The organism is Atopobium sp. BS2, from assembly GCF_000565075.1.
Classification (GTDB): Bacteria; Actinomycetota; Coriobacteriia; order Coriobacteriales; family Atopobiaceae; genus Lancefieldella.
Genome location: NZ_JDFG01000039.1, coordinates 70,997 through 86,480, shown reverse-complemented (window position 1 = coordinate 86,480; position 15,484 = coordinate 70,997). Strand labels below are relative to the sequence as shown.

Below are 15,484 nucleotides of genomic sequence, written 5' to 3'. Positions count from 1 at the left end.
GCTTTAGAGCTTTGGCGCTCTTCAAGAAACATCACTCAAATTCTCTTAAGAACCCTCCGGAAACTGAGGGTTCTTATAAAACTATTAAGCCCGATCCCGTGGGCACTCAAAGCTTTACCACCCGCATGGCGGCGTTCTTTGCGCTGACTGCGGTCATGACGGTTTTGGTGCTTATTTCTGTCTTGGGTATTGTGTGGGAGAGTCGCTTTACTGCTTATACCAGGGAGAACCTACAAAACACCGTTGATACTACCGCGCTCAATATGTCTCAGGCGTACGCGCGCGCAGAAGGCTGGAATGCCGACGTTCTCTCTATTGCACGTCAGGCCTCTGCAACCAATTCCGATATTGGTATCCAGGTCTTAGATGTTTCTGGCGTGGTTCTGTATGACGACTCGGCACCAAATGCTCGCCGACCTGGTGGAAATAGTGCATTATCTGGCCCTCAGACGGGTGACGCCGTGGTTTATGCAGTTGTCCAAAACCTGCAAGGTGAGCCTGTGGGCAGCATTAGAATTTGGACGTTTGGTTCTGAGCCGTTTCTGACCCAGCGAGACATTGCGTTCCGTAATGGTTCTTACCAGGCAATTAGTCTTGCTGCAGCCATTGCAATTTCGCTTTCTGGACTGATTGGTATTTTGGCTTCACGTTCGCTTACCAAGCCGGTGCGTCGTATTACCGAGACAGCTGTTCAGATCAGAAGCGGCAATCTTGCGGCTCGTTCAGGCATCCGTGGCGAGAATGAACTGGGGCGTCTGGGAGAAACCTTCGACGATATGGCGTCTTCACTCGAAAGAGACATTAAGCTTGAACGCCGTCTGACCAGTGACGTTGCACATGAGCTCAGAACTCCACTTATGGCTATCATGGCCACCGTTGAAGCAATCCAAGACGGTATCTTACCCGCAGATGAAGAGCGCTTGGAAAACATTGTGTCTGAGAGTAGACGTCTTTCTCGCCTGGTAGACGCCATGCTCCACCTCTCAAGGCTTGAGAATGGAAAGACAAAGTTCAACCCAGAAAGCGTCAATGTTGTGGCTATGGTGGCGAGTCTCGTTGCGGTACAAGAAACACTCTTTAAGGAGAATAACCGCACGTTGACCTTTGTGGATAAGACACCCGAGGGTAATTGTTTTGTTGATATTGATTCGGACATGATTCGAGAAGCCCTGACCAATTTGCTGAGCAACGCTATCCGCTACACCAATGATGGAGGCCATGTAGCCATAACCGTATCGATTGATAATACCGATGCGGTTATCTCCGTGACTGATGATGGTATGGGAATTGCTCCTGAGGACATTCCACAGACCTTCTCGCGATTCTGGCGCGCTGAAGAAAGCCGCGAGCGCGCTTCAGGTGGTCTTGGTGTAGGTTTGGCAATTACAAAAGAGATTATGGACCGTCATAACGGCACTATCTCGGTAGAATCCGAGCTTGGAAAGGGCACGACCTTCTCGCTGCACCTTCCTCTGCTTGCCCAAAATAATATCTCTGTAACAGATACTTTGTTGTAGGTCGATTTTTGGACATTTTGCCGTACAATCAAAAGTCCTGCAATACAACGCGCTTTGCGCAGAAGTGAGGTCATTGTGGCTGGAGCTGAGCTTCGTCCCGATTCGCACGGTAAGGTTCGCGATATCTACGATTGTGGCGACAAACTTTTGATGGTTGCGAGCGATCGCATTAGTGCTTTTGACTTTATTCTTCCTGACGAGATTCCTTTTAAGGGAGAAATTCTGACACGTATCAGCGCTTTCTGGTTTAATCGCTTCAAGGACCTTCTGCCTAACCACATGATTTCTGTTCTGCCAGATCAGACTCCTGAGCAGTTTGCAGATTACACTGAGTATCTTGCTGGTCGCGCAATGCTGGTAAAGAAAGCACAGACCGTGCCAATTGAGTGCATTGTCCGTGGTTATCTTACTGGTTCTGGCAAAAAGACCTATGACCAGGACGGTACCGTCTGCGGCATTAAGCTGCCTGATGGTCTGACTGAGGCATCTAAACTTCCTGAGCCCATCTTTACTCCTTCCACTAAGGCTGAGCTTGGCGATCATGACGAGAATATCTCGTTTGAGCGTTGCTGCGAGATTGTTGGTGAGGATGTTGCTACTCAGCTGAAGGAAGCCTCGCTTGCAATTTATAAGGCTGCTGCAGAATATGCTGCAACTCGTGGAATTATTATTGCGGATACCAAATTTGAGTTTGGTTTTATCGACGGAAAACTTACACTTATTGATGAGTGCCTTACACCCGATTCAAGTCGTTTTTGGCCTGCTGAGGGTTATTCTGAGGGACATGTTCAGCCAAGCTACGACAAACAGTATGTACGCGATTGGCTGAAAGCCCACTGGGACATGCAAGGAGAGCCACCTCATCTTCCAGAAGAGGTTATTGAGGGTACGTCCGAGCGTTATCGTACGGCATTCCAGATTATTACGGGAACTGAGTTTGTACCACTGAAGGAGACCAATGTCACTGCGTGACACCATTACAGGCGCAACCAAAGAAGCGCGTGAGGCCACCGCAAGCCTTTCAAAGAAAGAAACCTCTGAGGAGACTGAGCGTCCTTCGTATTCCGCTTTTGGTCGCAAATCTGCTGCTACTGCTAAACCAGTACGAGAGGCAGCTGCATCTGTACGTGTGAGTGGCTCTGGCTCTGGCTCCAGCGCTCCAAAGAGCAAAGAGGAGAAGCGTGCTGCACGTGCTCGCCAGCGCGAGCGCGAGGATATTCGCAGCCGTGGATTTGAGGCTATGCTGCGCGCGGATCCAGACTATCATCGTGCCGAGCGCGTTTGGTGGGTCTTCCTAGGTCTTGGCTTTGTTGCAACCATCATTACACTGGTGCTTTCGTATATGGTTCCTGAGTCCAGGGACCTGAACACCGGCGTTGGTATGATTTCTGCCATCATGCTGGTCTTTGCTTACTTCTGCATCTTTGGCTCGGTTGTCTACAGCTTCTTTAAGATGCGTCCTCTTCGCAAGAAGATCGAGGCTAAGGTTGCTGGCATGACCGATAAGAAGCTCAACGATTTCTACCTCGAGCGTCAGGCTGAGTACGACAGAAAGAGGGCCGAGCGCAAGGCTCGTCGCAAGTAGCAGCGGCTCTGCTGCCGGCGCCGCAAGCCTTGGTGAGATTTGCGTACGCGAGCCTACGTGAGTAGAATATCCCACATGCCTTCGTAGCTCAGGGGATAGAGCACCGCTCTCCTAAAGCGGGTGTCGGCCGTTCGAATCGGCCCGGGGGCACCATTGATTTCAAACCGGCGGCTTCGTGCTGCCGGTTTTCTTTGTTACGGCGTGTCAGCGTCGGCTTCTTAGGTTTGGTGCACAAAAAGTGCAGCTTAGCCGCGCCCCGCTGAAGAATCGACTGGCTTTTAATCAAGATAACCGGACATCTGGGCTCAATGTCTGACATTTAGAGAGCCTCAATACCTGATATACATTTCTATGCATAAACTTCAATTAATATGCTGAATAATGAATAGATATATATAAGAAATTTAACTATAGGTAAATTCCGTATCTATGGAACACACCTATGTCAGATAATCTGTCCAATTGCGAGCATATTACACACCTAATGAAGATATTCTGCATGTCTTAGCTATTTTCAGCGTCATGTATACGTCTTTTTGACAGATTATCCGACATAGGTGTGTTCGGCCATCAGCAAATGGATCCGATCGGCCGTATTCCGAAAAATGATGCAAGTAAGCCTTGGTCATTCGAAGATGTTTTATTGCTGGAAACAGTCGTGATAATCGCGGCAATAAAACGCTCGCAGCGCTGAAGCGCTTGCGTCACCGGTTCCGGCGACGACACGTGCCGCTGTCGAACTATTTCCGTGGCAGCAAAAAGCCCTGCAACCGCATTCGGTTACAGGGCCTGAACGTACCGGTTAAGCACATTGTACGCCGCAGCGATTACGCTGATGGGCGAGGTCCGCTAGAGACGCGGATGGTGATAGTAGCGCCAGCTGCAGCGCTTGATGGTGTCTGACCAACTACGTTTCCAGTTGCAACGTTATCATCGTAGACCCAAACCGTGTTGACCTGGAAGCCCGCGTTTTCCAGCGTGGACTGAGCGGTTTCAAAGTCCTTGCCAACAACGTTTGGAACAGATCCGCTCTGAGCACCGGAAGAAACAACGATGGTTACCGTGGAACCCTTATCTGCCTTGCCGTTAGCTGGAGACTGGGAGATGACACGGCCCTCAGGAACGCTCGACGAAGGCTGTTTCTGAGTATCTACCTTGAAGCCTGCATCTTTCAAAACATCGGACGCACGCTCGGCAGTCATCTCGGTGACGTCTGGAACATCTGCCTTACCCTTGCCAGTAGACAGGTGATAGGTGATGGTGTCGCCAGCTTTAGCATCGCTACCTGCGGCTGGTTCCTGTGTTGCAACATAACCAACGGTTACGTCGTCCGACTCAACCGAGTCACCATTTCTTGCTTTGAGGCCAACAGCAGCAAGAGCAGACTCAGCCTCTGATGGACTCTTGTTGGTAAGATCAGGCACCTTAACTGCAGCAGCAGGTTTAGCGCCCTTAGAAATGACAAGGTTAACCGCGGTTCCTTCAGAAGCCTGTTTGTTAGCGCTTGGTGTCTGATCAATGACCTGACCTTCAGGAGCAGAATCACTGTAGCTTTCTGTAACAGTTCCCAGCTTAAAGTGGCTATCAGAAGCATTTAGTGCCTGAGTAGCCTGGTCTTTTGTCTGACCAACAAACTGTGGAACCAGATACTGCTGGGAAGAGTTGCCGAGCATCTGTGCAATAGCAAAGCCCGCAAGAGCCAGGACAACCAAAGCGCCTAAAACGCCGAGAATAACGTTGCGCTTGTGACGCTTATTCTCGCGCTTGTCCAGCTCATCAGCCTCTTCGCGAGAATGGACGCGGTTCAAGCGACCAGTGTCGCCACCGCGCGTAATGTAGGTGTTGGAGCCGTCGATGCCGCGACGATCCAACCTGGAAGTTGGCTGAGGTGGCGTCACAATGCGGGGGCTCACGGTGGTGTTGCTTGGAATAGTGGCGCGACCAGCAATAAAATCGCGCAGCGCACGAGCAAGCTCGTCAGCACTCTGATAGCGGTCAGCTGGGTTTTTCTCCATACAGCGAAGAATGATTGCCTCGAGTGCGGGGTCAACGTTGGGGTTGATCAGCGATGGTGGCTGAGGAGCCTCGTTGACCTGCTTCATAGCAACGCTGATAGCGTCGTCACCAACAAAGGGAACGCGGCCAGTTGCAGCCTCGTACATGACAATGCCTAGGGAATAGATATCGGTGGTTGGTCCCAAAGGCTTGCCCGTACTCTGCTCTGGAGAAACGTAATGGGCGGTGCCAAGAACAGAGTTATCGGTGGTTAGACTGCTGTTCTTTGCACGAGCAATGCCAAAGTCCATGACCTTGATGTTGCCATCTGGCTGGACCATGATGTTCTGTGGCTTGATGTCACGGTGAATGATGTCGTGACGATGTGCTACAGAGAGCGCCTGAGCAATCTGAGAGCCAATCTGAGCGACCTTACGGGAATCAAGGGCTCCATGTTTGCGGATGCCACTCTTAAGGTCTGTACCGCGCAGATACTCCATGACAATGTAGTAGGACTCGCCGTCCTTACCCCAGTCGTATATCGAGACAATATAAGGACTGGAGAGCGCCGCTGCGGCTTGTGCCTCCTGCTTGAAGCGGGCAGCAAAGGAAGGATCGTTTGCGTACTGCGGCAGCATCATCTTGATGGCAACAGTACGACCAAGAACCTGGTCCTGTCCGCGGTAAACGGTGGCCATTCCACCGGTACCAATTTTGTCTTGAACCTGGTAACGCCCACTGAGCATTCTACCTGGCATAACTCAACTCCTATCAAGCGTGCGATTTTCTCGCCACGTCACTTACTATCTTAGAACACACCCAACTACTTGGGGAGAAGACCGTGCGGTGTTTTAGGCGCTACGAAGCAGCTCCCAAAGCCTGGATGTTCAGGCACTGCGCAAGAACACGTCCGCCAACTTGAGCACCGTAACCTAAAACGTTCTCACCGTTGCCTTCGATGACAACAGAAACAACAAGGGTTGGATGGTCGTAAGGCGCAAAACCGATGAAGAACGAGTTAAAGTTGCCGTTCTCGACGTCTGCCGTACCTGTTTTTCCTGCAATCTTGACGCCCGGAACGCGAGCTCCCATACCAGTGCCAGATTCAACAACGCCCAACATTGCCTCTCGGACCTGCGCGGCGGTATCCGCAGACACTGCCTGTCCGAGCGATTTTGGTGACGTTGTAGAAACAACAGCTCCCTCTGGCGAGAGAACGCGATCAACGATGTAAGGGTTCATGACCACGCCGCCGTTAGCAATTGCAGCCGCAACAACAGCGTTTTGCATGACGGTAGTCTGAGGACCTGCAGGGCTTGCATGCTCTCCAACAGGAAGGCCGCAAGACGCCCAACCAAGCTCCCAGGTGGTCATCTCGGCAGGATTTGGCATCAGCGATGGTGTAGTGGAGAAGTCCTGGCCAAGCGCTGTGCCATAACCAAAGGCACGTGCATAGCTGACCAGGTTGTCTGCGCCAAGTGCTACGCCAAGCTGCGCCAACGCCGTGTTAGAAGAGCGAGCAAATGCCTCACGCAGAGGAATAGTGCCCATGTCCTCGTTGGCGTAGTTGTGGATGGTTCCACCGCCAAGCTCCATAGTTCCTGGAGCTGAATAGGTGGTGTCCAGCGTGGTGGTATGTGTGTCAATTCCAGCAGAAAGCGTAATGGTTTTAAACGACGAACCTGGGGAGTAGAGCGCCTGGGTAGTTCTGTCAACCAGCTGACTGCCGGTACCAGACTCAATAACAGTGCCCAGATCAGCGTGGGTGTATGAAGGGCTTGAAGCCTTTGCAAGCACGGCTCCGGTGGCTGGATCCATAACAACAATGGAGCCGGAATATCCCTGGAGTGCAGCTTCTGCTACAGCCTGCATCTGGGAATTGATGGTCAAAACAACGCTTGAACCAGCGGTATTAACGCCTGCCATCGAGTACAGAGCGCTTCTCCAGTCGGAATGATCTGCGTGTCCGGTGAGCGTCTCGTTCATGGAGGACTCGATACCTGCAGTTCCGTACTGGGTAGAGATGTAGCCAACGGTGTGAGAAGCCATGCCGTCGTGTGGATAGTTGCGCACGTAGGTGCCGTCGTCTTGCTTGACGCTCTCTGCCAGAGTGACGCCGTCAGAAGTCATGATGGCGCCGCGCTGAACATATGCGCTCTTAGCAATAGTGTGGTTGTTGGTAGGGAGCGCCTGAAGTCTAGGTGCGTCAATGACCATCAAGAAGGTCAAGTTGCCGAGAAGAACGGTGAAGAAGAGGGTAAATACGGTAACCAAATTGGTCAGACGTTTTCCAAGAGCAACACGTCCCAGAACACCGGATTCCTCAGACTGCAGGCCAAAGCCTCCACGGATGTGGCTGCCATGCAAAACGGAAGAGGCGTGAGCTCCACCAGAAGAAATTTCAAGCCTCTGGGAGTCAAGTGTTTTCTTGCTTGGTTCAAGCTCTGTCTCGCGACCAGTTCCCTCGTCACCTGCCCTGAGCAGCAGAGCAATAATGATAAAGCTGGAAAGAAGAGAGCTACCGCCCTGACTCATAAAGGGCAGGGTAACGCCGGTTAGAGGCATGAGCTTAGTAACGCCTGCAACAATGAGGAAGGTTTGGAACGCCAAAACACTGGTAAGACCAGCAGCTGCAAAAGCAGATGAATCGGACTTTGCACGAGCAGCTGTTGCAAGACCGCGCACAGTAAGGAGCAGGAACAGGGTAATAATTGCCGCTCCGCCAAAGAGTCCCAGCTCCTCAGCAATGGCCGAGAAAATAAAGTCAGACTCAACAATAGGGATAAGCGTAGGCATTCCCTTATCAATTCCGGTGCCAGCAAGGCCTCCATCTGCGATGGAATAGAGGGACTGGACAATTTGGTAGCCGTCTCCAGCGGGATCTTTGAAGGGGTTAAGCCAAATGTTGACACGAGTCTGAACGTGACCAAAGAAGTGATAAAGCACCACGCCGCCAATGGCCAAGAGCGCAATACTGACAAAAACGTAGCTTGCGCGACCTGTTGCTACATAGAGCATGATGACAAAGAACACGAAGAAGAGCAGAGCGCTACCAAGGTCGCGTTCAAAAATAACAACAATCAGGCTGATGCCCCACATGACAAACAGAGGAAGCAGCATTTTAAAGCGAGGAATGCGGAAAGGTCCAAAAGAACGCATGGAGACCGATAGGGCTTCTCGATTCAGTGCTAGATAAAATGCCAGGAAGAGCGTAATGGCAATCTTTGCAAGCTCGCCAGGCTGGAAGGTGAATGCGCCAAAAGAAATCCAGAGTTTTGCGCCGTAGCGATCCTGGCCAATAACAATTGGCAGAAGAAGCAGTATGACGCCGAGAATACCAATGGAGTATTTGTAGCGTGCTAACGCGTCAAGATTTCTAATGACCGCCAGTACCACAATCATCACAACAACAGAGATAAAGAGCCAAATGGTCTGGTTGACTGCAAGATTTGGTGCAAGTCTGGTGACCATGGTGATGCCAATTCCCGAGAGCACAAACACAATGGGGAGAATGGCGGGGTCTGCTGCGGGAGCAAGGAACCTAATAGCAATGTGAGCCACGGTAAATGCTGCAAAGAGACCAATAGGAACGGCCATTGTCTCAAGGCTGAGCGTTGAGCGAGCAGTAATCATGTACATGGCGTACAGCAGAAATACAGGGATTGCTCCTACAAATAGTAAGAAGAGCTCTGTATTACGCCTTAGTCCACCTGCTTTTTCCATTCCTACTCACCTCCCGAACTTGTTGTTGACGTTGTTGTTTCTGTTGTGGGTGTTCCGCCAGACTGAACGTCTTCTTTCTTTTTGACCGCTTTAGTGTTGGCGTCGTCAATTTGTTTGCGGTAATTCTCGACGGTGCTATGTGCTTCATCCTCGTTCTTAACGCGAATTCCGTCTGCAAGAGAGTCTTGAACTGCGTCAGGCAAATCTTTTATTTCAATCGACGTAGTTTCAACAAGCGAAGACATGTTTATGCCGGCAATTGTTGTAGGAATACCTCGATAAACGCCAACGGTAGTTCCGTTAATTCCTAAGTACCACTCGCTGCTTACAAACAGGAAGAACACCGCAACAGTGGCTGCAAAGAGCGCAAGGAACGAGACAAACGTGGCAATGACGCCACGAGTAAGGTGTTTTCTGGTTTGATCGGCTATGCCGTCGTCCAAGACATCGATGACAATAACGGTAATGTTGTCTGAGCCGCCATAGGTAAGAGCTGCGGAAACAAGGTTATCGGCAGCCTTTTGTGGCGTGACGTTAGAGACAGCAATGGACTCAATCTCATCGTCGGGCACCATGCCAGAGAGACCATCGGAGCACAAGATGATGCGGTCACCATCAGATACTTCAAGCGAGAAATGATCTGCATACATGTCTGGATCAGAGCCAAGAGCTCGCGTAACTACCGAGCGAGAAGGGTGTGTGCGAGCCTCATCAGCGGTAATCTGACCAGAATCAATGAGCTCCTCAACATAGCTGTGGTCATGAGTAATGCGGACCAGCGTGCCATGATGGAGCAGGTAAATGCGAGAGTCTCCAACATGAGCAACGGCCATCTGATTGCCCTCAATGAGGACAGCAGAGGCAGTGGAGCCCATGCCAGGTTTGCCAATACCCTTTGCAGGGGCATCAATAACTTCCTGGTTAGCAGCCTCAATTGCAGCGCCAAGACGGACATCGTCTGCGGTACTTGGCGCCTGTTCGGCAATAACCTTAACAGCAATGGAGCTTGCCACCTCACCGGCGGCGTGACCTCCCATACCATCGCAGATGGCAAAAAGGGGAGTGCGCAAAAGGAACGAGTCCTCGTTATGCTCGCGAACTAATCCCACGTCAGAGCGGGCGCCCCAAGAAATAAAGGTGTTAGAGCCAGAAGCTGCCTCTGCGTCACAGCGACCATCAAGTGGCAGCTCGCAACGACCAGGAGCACTCACGGGCTCTTGTGTAGGTGTATCAGAAATATGTGTTGTATCAGAAGAAACCATGAGCCTCTTATCGACGTCCAACACGCATAATCACATCGCCGACCTGGACTTCGTCTGTGTCGCGAAGGGTAACAGGCTGCTCGATGATGTGACCATTAACCATGGTTCCGTTTGTGGATCCAAGGTCTTCAAGTACCAGAGCAGGGCCCTGGATAGTAAAGCGGGCGTGTGAAGCAGAAACGTAAGGTTCGTCAATCACAATGTCAGACGAAGGGGAGCGTCCAATAACAACAGGACCCAAGATGTCTACGTGAAGACCACGTAAGGACTTGACGCCCTTCTCGACATCAACGGACCAAATAGCTCCGTCTTTGCGCTGACCGCGGACAAGACCAATGCCCGTGCGCATGACCGAGAACAGGAAGATGTACAACAGGACAACAAGCAGAACACGTCCTGCAAAGAGAATCAAATCAATCATTAGTTCTCCCGGAACTGAAGATCCATAAGACCAATGGTAATGAGGTCTCCGTCGCGCAGAATTACCTCATCTACGTCGATATCGTTGACAAGCGTTCCATTAGTGGAGTGCAAATCAGCAATGTGCCAATCGTGACCGTCATAGGTCATCTCGGCGTGACGTCTTGAAACGTTAGGATCGCGCAGAACAACGTCTGCCTGAGAGCGCTCGCGACCAATGATGGCGCGAGGAGCCTCAACGCGATACGAACGACCGCTCTGGCGATCAATCAAAATGCAGGTAGCATCCATGTTTGCGCGTGGCGTGCCCTGCAGATTGCGAGAAGGACGTCCGCCCACGCCGTTTAACTGGGTATCAAGTGAAGGTGTCACACGACGCTGTGTCATAGGGACAGGAGCCGCTGTTGGGATAGCTCCGTTAACTGGAAGGTCTGGAAGCCCGTTTGAGCTAGGAAGAACAGGCATAGGGGTAGACTCAGCTGCAGAAACAACAGGAATTGCGCCTTGAGCCTCAACAAAATCTGGTGGCATTACCGCAAGACCAGCGTCTGTACCAGCAAGATCGCCCAAAACCTCCGGGGTTGCATTATCTGCAGAAACGGGTCTAACTACGGACAGAGGATCTGGCTCTGGCTGTAGTTCTGGCTGAGCAGCAGCGCGGGAATTGTGCTGCTGAGGCATTTGAGCTGCAGCTCCTCCAACACTGGAGTTTCCACCCAAGAAAGCACGCTCTTCGTTGCGTAGCTGGTCAAGCGTATTGCCGTCAACGTTTTCTGCAAAGACAGCAAATTTTCCAGGCTTCAGAGATGGGTCAACCATAAAACGAACAAGCGGCTGACCAACAAATACATAATCTTTTTGCTGAGCCTGAGCAGCCACGAAGTCAGAAACCTCTGCAGTTAGATCAGCATAAAGAGGACGCATCAGTGAATCGTCTTGAGGAGCAACTAAAACGGTATACAGGGCAGGCGCAGTGTCTACACCATCAATCTCATACGTCTCACGTTCCATCTCTTTAGCTGCGCGTTTGGCAAGCTTCTTAAAAGAGAAAGGCTCTGCGTATCCCTGAGGTGCGGCACCAAAGACCGAACCAATACGGTTTTCAAAGTCACTAAGAAAGCTCATCTAATTCCTCGCCTTCCTGATCCGCGTCAAGTGGACCTATCAGGACAATTGCAATACATACAAGTACACATAAGAATACCGTAATTAGTACCGAAACTATACTTTCAACTACCCAAAAATTGGGATTCTCCATCCAAGCTGCCCATATAAAGCCACTTGAAAGCAATGCAGCACAAATAATTTGTCCAAAAACCATCCACCCACGGCGTCTTTTCTGGCTCATAAGCGAGCCTAAAAGAGCAGATAGGGAGCATGCCCCAAAGCGAATCCAAAAAGGAAGTCCTGAGGTCAGCGAGGTGTAGTCATAAGCAAGAGGCGTTGCCGCAAAGCCTAAAGATATGCCTCTTGCAAACAGTGTCCCAAAAAGATAGCTAAAGGCTCCTGTTAAAACCGCAGGTAGTGGATGCATGGTGGCGGAGACAAGCGCTGGTGCTGAAACAGGAGCAGGTAATAAAGCTCCTAATAAGCAGTTGATGCTGCTGAATTTTGAGACCCTTCCTGCAAAGGCCCACCATATAACGCTTACTAAGGTTACAAGCGTTGCAAATGGGAATGAAGTGCTGGTAGGGCTAATACTTGCCAGGGCATATACCGCGCATGCAATGACAAGCGCAGAACCCAACGGAGTCCAAAGAGCAGCTGCCGCAGCTCCTACAAGAGAACCCACCACAATAAACGTGAACGATTCTGGAGCAATAAGCTGGAATAACTGGGCGAGAAGAATACCGGCGACCAGGGCTGATACGCCACGCACGGTAGCCGAGGGCAGCCAGGGGAAGCGGATTGAGAGCGGAAGATGCTTGACATCCCAGGTCTCGGTTTCCTCTTCTTCTGACTGTTCCACCAGGGATTTGAGGCTTTTCTCGCCCTGCTTTTCGCTGCCAAGAGGAGTCACAATTTCTTGTGCAAACTCCAAGACGCTTCCTTGTCTCATTGACGGCTCAGGGGAAAGTGCCTGCGTCAAGGCGGCGTCTACAGCAAAGGGAACCTCGGGATCTTGTTTGAGCAGAGGAATTTTTGGGCCCTTGTAGATGTGATCAAGGGATTCTTTAGCCGTTCTGCCCGCAAATACATTGACGCCCGTTAGAGCCTGCCTCAGAACAACAGCAAGCGAGAAAATATCAGCGCGCTCGTCAACAAGCATGCCTTCAACCTGCTCGGGAGGCATGTAGCCTACCGTACCACCACGAGCGCCGCCATAACCAGCAGCTGAAGCAAGTGTTGCCATACCAAAGTCGGCAAGTTTTACCGTACCCTGGCGGTCAATCATGATATTTGTTGGCTTGATGTCCAGATGGAGTACGCCGTTTTCATGAGCATAGTGAAGCGCCTTTGCAAGTGAAGACACCATGTGAGCTGCTTCGGCATAGGTGAGGTAGCCACCCTCAACGCGAGCCAAGAGCTCCGATAAATTAAGACCATCAACAAACTCCATGACCAAATAGGCGTAATCGCCTTCAATCTCAAAGTCATGAACAGTCACAATGTTGGGATGAGCCAATAAGCAGGCAGTTCTTGCCTCAGAAAGAGCCTCGTCAACAGTTGAAGCAAACACTCCGGTAGTTTCGGAAGCTCCCAACAGTGGCATACGCTTAATGGCTACGCGTCTCTGCAAACGAGTATCCCAGCAGGTACAAACGGTGCCAAAGCCTCCGTTACCCCTGCGAGCAAGAACGCGATATCGGTCCAGCAAAATTTCTGGCTCAGCCGCAGGTGATGCATGCTGAGCAGAAGGTGAATGTAGATATGCAGTCTGCGTGGTCTGTGACCGCGAGTCACTCACGGCAACCTCCTGTGTTTAAAGTGTGTTTGTCGGCCGTGACTGTCTATATTCTACCGCTGAAAAGAATTTTCTTATATATCTATTGTTTTTCCATTAGAAGAAAACAAAATGTTGTAGTATTATTCCCTAGCACGCGGGTGTGGCGGAATTGGCAGACGCGTACGGTTCAGGTCCGTATGAACGCAAGTTCATGGGGGTTCAAGTCCCTTCGCCCGCACCATTTACATTTAAAAAAGCCCCTTCACGGGGCTTTTTGATGTGACCCCCAAAAGTTAGACTTTTTTAGCGTAGCAGTTTATATGGCTGCTACGTTATTTTTATGCAGCCAAGAGTCTAAGCCTGTATTGCACTGGACTTAACCATCCTAGTCTTTCTTTAATTCTTTGTTCGTTGTAATACTTTATGTATCGTTCGATTTCTGACTTTAGCTCATCATAGCTATAGTAAATAACGCCATAGTAGATTTCTTGTTTAAGCAATCCAAAGAAGTTCTCCATAACGGAGTTATCATGACAGTTTCCCTTACGAGACATACTTTGGAAGATTCTTTCTTCCTTAAGACGGTGGGAGTATGCTTTCATTTGGTAAGCCCAGCCTTGATCCGAATGGAAAGTTCTTCTGTATTTGCAATCGGATGTTATTGCAATAGCCTGTCCCAATGCATCCATAACATTTTTTGCTGAAGGGTGTCTGTCAATTCCATAGCTTATAATTTCACCATTACACATATCCATGAATGGATCTAGATAAAGCTTATGCATTGTCATGTGACCTTTAGCAGTAATCTCATAATACTTAAACTCTGTAGTATCTGTTGTGATCTTCTGGTGTGGTATATAGGTATTAAATCGTCTCCTTATGCGATTAGGAGCAACCGTTCCAACTTTACCTTTGTACGAACTGTATTTACGGCTTTTTCGAATGAAAGAAGTAACCTGTAGACCAAGCTTCTGCATTATACGTTGTACTTTCTTTTTGTTACACAGTAGCCTTGATTTTGTAATTCTCCAACCATTCGACGATAGCCATAATCCTTGTGAGTCTTTCTGATTTGAAGAATCTTCTCATCGATTTCTTTGTCAGGGTTTTCTCTATCGAATCTTTTCTGCCAGTACATATATGTTGCTTTAGGCATACTTATATAAGAGAGAAGGTCTTTTAGTTTGAACTCTCCTCGGAGGCTATTGATGACGAGCGCCTTTCTCTCATTTTTGCCTCGTCCTCTAAACGCAGCCTCCTCAGTTCTTTTAAAAAGGCATTTTCAATTCTTAACTTAAGCAGTTCATCTTCTAATTCTTTAATATGCTCTGCACTGGTATCAACTATTCTTTCTTCTGCTTTTTGAACTTCACTATCTATCTGAGGTTTATCCAATGTTTTCTTTCGACCTTTCCTGCGAGTTTTCAAGGCGTCAGGACCGGCAGCACGAAAGCGATTAACCCAGTTAGCAATCATACTCGGATTGTTTATACCTTCTTGAATTGCCAAGTCTTGATATGAAATTTCACTTGATAGATATAGTTCTACAACAGAAATCTTCTTTTCGAAAGAGTATTTTGTTTGTTTACGAGAACGCATTAATCCTTCATCACCGAACGCATTGTATGCATTAATCCATGTGCGTAGCTGTGAATCAGAACCAAGTCCATATCTTTTAGAAAGATATTTCACTCCACCTTTGCCATCTAAATACTCTAAAACGACTTTCTTCTTGAATTCGAAACTATGTTTTGCCATAAAAATACCGACCTCCTAATCGTTAGATTTTGGTCTAACTTTTGGGGGTCGGTACATTTTTGTTACCTATTTGTTATCTGATTCAAAGTCAGACCAACCCTCTTGGTCGTCGCCAAAGAGATCCCAGTCGTCTTCAGTCTTTTTATGGTTGAAATACATCTTTTTAGTTTTGCGCTCCAGCACAAAGGAAATGACCAAAAAGAGCAGAATTCCACCAAGTACGAGGAACAACACACCGGTCTTATCGCCAAAAAGCCAGCCGACAAATGAGTTAATTGCGTCCATAATCTAGCTCCAGAACATGTGAAGGGTTAAGAATCTGAATACAAGTATATAC

Annotated in this window: 10 protein-coding genes, 2 tRNA genes and 1 pseudogene; 5 read left to right on the top strand and 8 right to left on the bottom strand. The window is 49.4% G+C overall.

All coding sequences use genetic code 11. The features are described from left to right. Positions 1-11: 11 nt before the first annotated feature. The 4 genes from HMPREF1492_RS05060 to HMPREF1492_RS05045 all read left to right on the top strand — a co-directional run bounded on the left by HMPREF1492_RS05060 (position 12) and on the right by HMPREF1492_RS05045 (position 3,255). Entirely contained in the window at positions 12-1,517 is a 1,506-nt protein-coding gene (locus HMPREF1492_RS05060; protein WP_035436585.1) for a sensor histidine kinase, read from the top strand. 75 nt (positions 1,518-1,592) lie between these two features. Further along, a complete protein-coding gene (locus HMPREF1492_RS05055) occupies positions 1,593-2,489 on the top strand; it encodes a phosphoribosylaminoimidazolesuccinocarboxamide synthase (RefSeq protein ID WP_035427165.1) in 897 nt (298 codons plus the stop codon). After that, a complete protein-coding gene (locus HMPREF1492_RS05050) occupies positions 2,476-3,102 on the top strand; it encodes a hypothetical protein (protein WP_035427167.1) in 627 nt (208 codons plus the stop codon). The genes HMPREF1492_RS05055 and HMPREF1492_RS05050 overlap by 14 nt, the downstream gene beginning before the upstream one ends. 77 nt (positions 3,103-3,179) lie before the next feature. Beyond that, a tRNA-Arg gene (locus tag HMPREF1492_RS05045) sits at positions 3,180-3,255 on the top strand. Positions 3,256-3,929: 674 nt separating this feature from the next. On the opposite strand, the gene pknB is transcribed toward HMPREF1492_RS05045, so the two are convergent. From pknB to HMPREF1492_RS05015, 6 genes are all read right to left on the bottom strand, one after another. After that, on the bottom strand, positions 3,930-5,855 hold the full coding sequence (gene pknB, locus HMPREF1492_RS05040) for a Stk1 family PASTA domain-containing Ser/Thr kinase (RefSeq protein ID WP_035436583.1): 1,926 nt from the start codon (positions 5,853-5,855) through the stop codon (positions 3,930-3,932). A 100-nt stretch (positions 5,856-5,955) separates the two neighbouring features. Next, positions 5,956-8,820: an FtsW/RodA/SpoVE family cell cycle protein gene (locus tag HMPREF1492_RS05035; RefSeq protein WP_035436581.1), complete on the bottom strand. Its 2,865-nt coding sequence runs from the start codon at positions 8,818-8,820 to the stop codon at positions 5,956-5,958. 2 nt (positions 8,821-8,822) lie between these two features. Beyond that, the gene (locus HMPREF1492_RS05030) at positions 8,823-10,082 is read right to left on the bottom strand and encodes a Stp1/IreP family PP2C-type Ser/Thr phosphatase (RefSeq protein WP_051479408.1); all 1,260 of its coding nucleotides are present in this window, start codon (positions 10,080-10,082) and stop codon (positions 8,823-8,825) included. 7 nt (positions 10,083-10,089) lie between these two features. Beyond that, positions 10,090-10,503, bottom strand: coding sequence for an FHA domain-containing protein (locus HMPREF1492_RS05025; protein WP_012809422.1), 414 nt, complete (start codon positions 10,501-10,503; stop codon positions 10,090-10,092). Continuing rightward, positions 10,503-11,627 (bottom strand): FHA domain-containing protein, encoded by a 1,125-nt coding sequence (locus HMPREF1492_RS05020; RefSeq protein ID WP_035436579.1) that lies wholly within the window; start codon positions 11,625-11,627, stop codon positions 10,503-10,505. Before HMPREF1492_RS05020 ends, HMPREF1492_RS05025 begins: the two co-directional genes overlap by 1 nt. After that, positions 11,614-13,410 carry a serine/threonine-protein kinase gene (locus tag HMPREF1492_RS05015; RefSeq protein ID WP_035436576.1) on the bottom strand — a complete coding sequence of 599 codons (1,797 nt, stop codon included), beginning with the start codon at positions 13,408-13,410 and terminating at the stop codon, positions 11,614-11,616. The genes HMPREF1492_RS05020 and HMPREF1492_RS05015 overlap by 14 nt, the downstream gene beginning before the upstream one ends. A gap of 133 nt (positions 13,411-13,543) precedes the next feature. On the opposite strand from HMPREF1492_RS05015, the gene HMPREF1492_RS05010 reads away from it, so the two are divergent. Then, positions 13,544-13,630: transfer RNA gene (locus HMPREF1492_RS05010), tRNA-Leu, on the top strand. A gap of 97 nt (positions 13,631-13,727) precedes the next feature. Here the strand turns inward: HMPREF1492_RS05010 and HMPREF1492_RS07430 are convergent. Both HMPREF1492_RS07430 and HMPREF1492_RS04990 read right to left on the bottom strand, forming a co-directional pair. Further along, positions 13,728-15,147 (bottom strand): annotated as a pseudogene (locus HMPREF1492_RS07430) (IS3 family transposase). A gap of 66 nt (positions 15,148-15,213) precedes the next feature. Beyond that, positions 15,214-15,432: a DUF6724 family protein gene (locus HMPREF1492_RS04990; protein WP_035436565.1), complete on the bottom strand. Its 219-nt coding sequence runs from the start codon at positions 15,430-15,432 to the stop codon at positions 15,214-15,216. Between the last annotated feature and the right edge of the window lie 52 nt (positions 15,433-15,484).

Bases quoted from the DNA above. Each gene is read 5' to 3' on its own strand.
- HMPREF1492_RS05020 (WP_035436579.1), bottom strand. From the start codon at position 11,627: ATGAGCTTTCTTAGTGACTTTGAAAACCGTATTGGTTCGGTCTTTGGT.
- pknB (WP_035436583.1), bottom strand. From the start codon at position 5,855: ATGCCAGGTAGAATGCTCAGTGGGCGTTACCAGGTTCAAGACAAAATT.
- HMPREF1492_RS05035 (WP_035436581.1), bottom strand. From the start codon at position 8,820: ATGGAAAAAGCAGGTGGACTAAGGCGTAATACAGAGCTCTTCTTACTA.
- HMPREF1492_RS05030 (WP_051479408.1), bottom strand. From the start codon at position 10,082: ATGGTTTCTTCTGATACAACACATATTTCTGATACACCTACACAAGAG.
- HMPREF1492_RS05025 (WP_012809422.1), bottom strand. From the start codon at position 10,503: ATGATTGATTTGATTCTCTTTGCAGGACGTGTTCTGCTTGTTGTCCTG.
- HMPREF1492_RS05050 (WP_035427167.1), top strand. From the start codon at position 2,476: ATGTCACTGCGTGACACCATTACAGGCGCAACCAAAGAAGCGCGTGAG.
- HMPREF1492_RS04990 (WP_035436565.1), bottom strand. From the start codon at position 15,432: ATGGACGCAATTAACTCATTTGTCGGCTGGCTTTTTGGCGATAAGACC.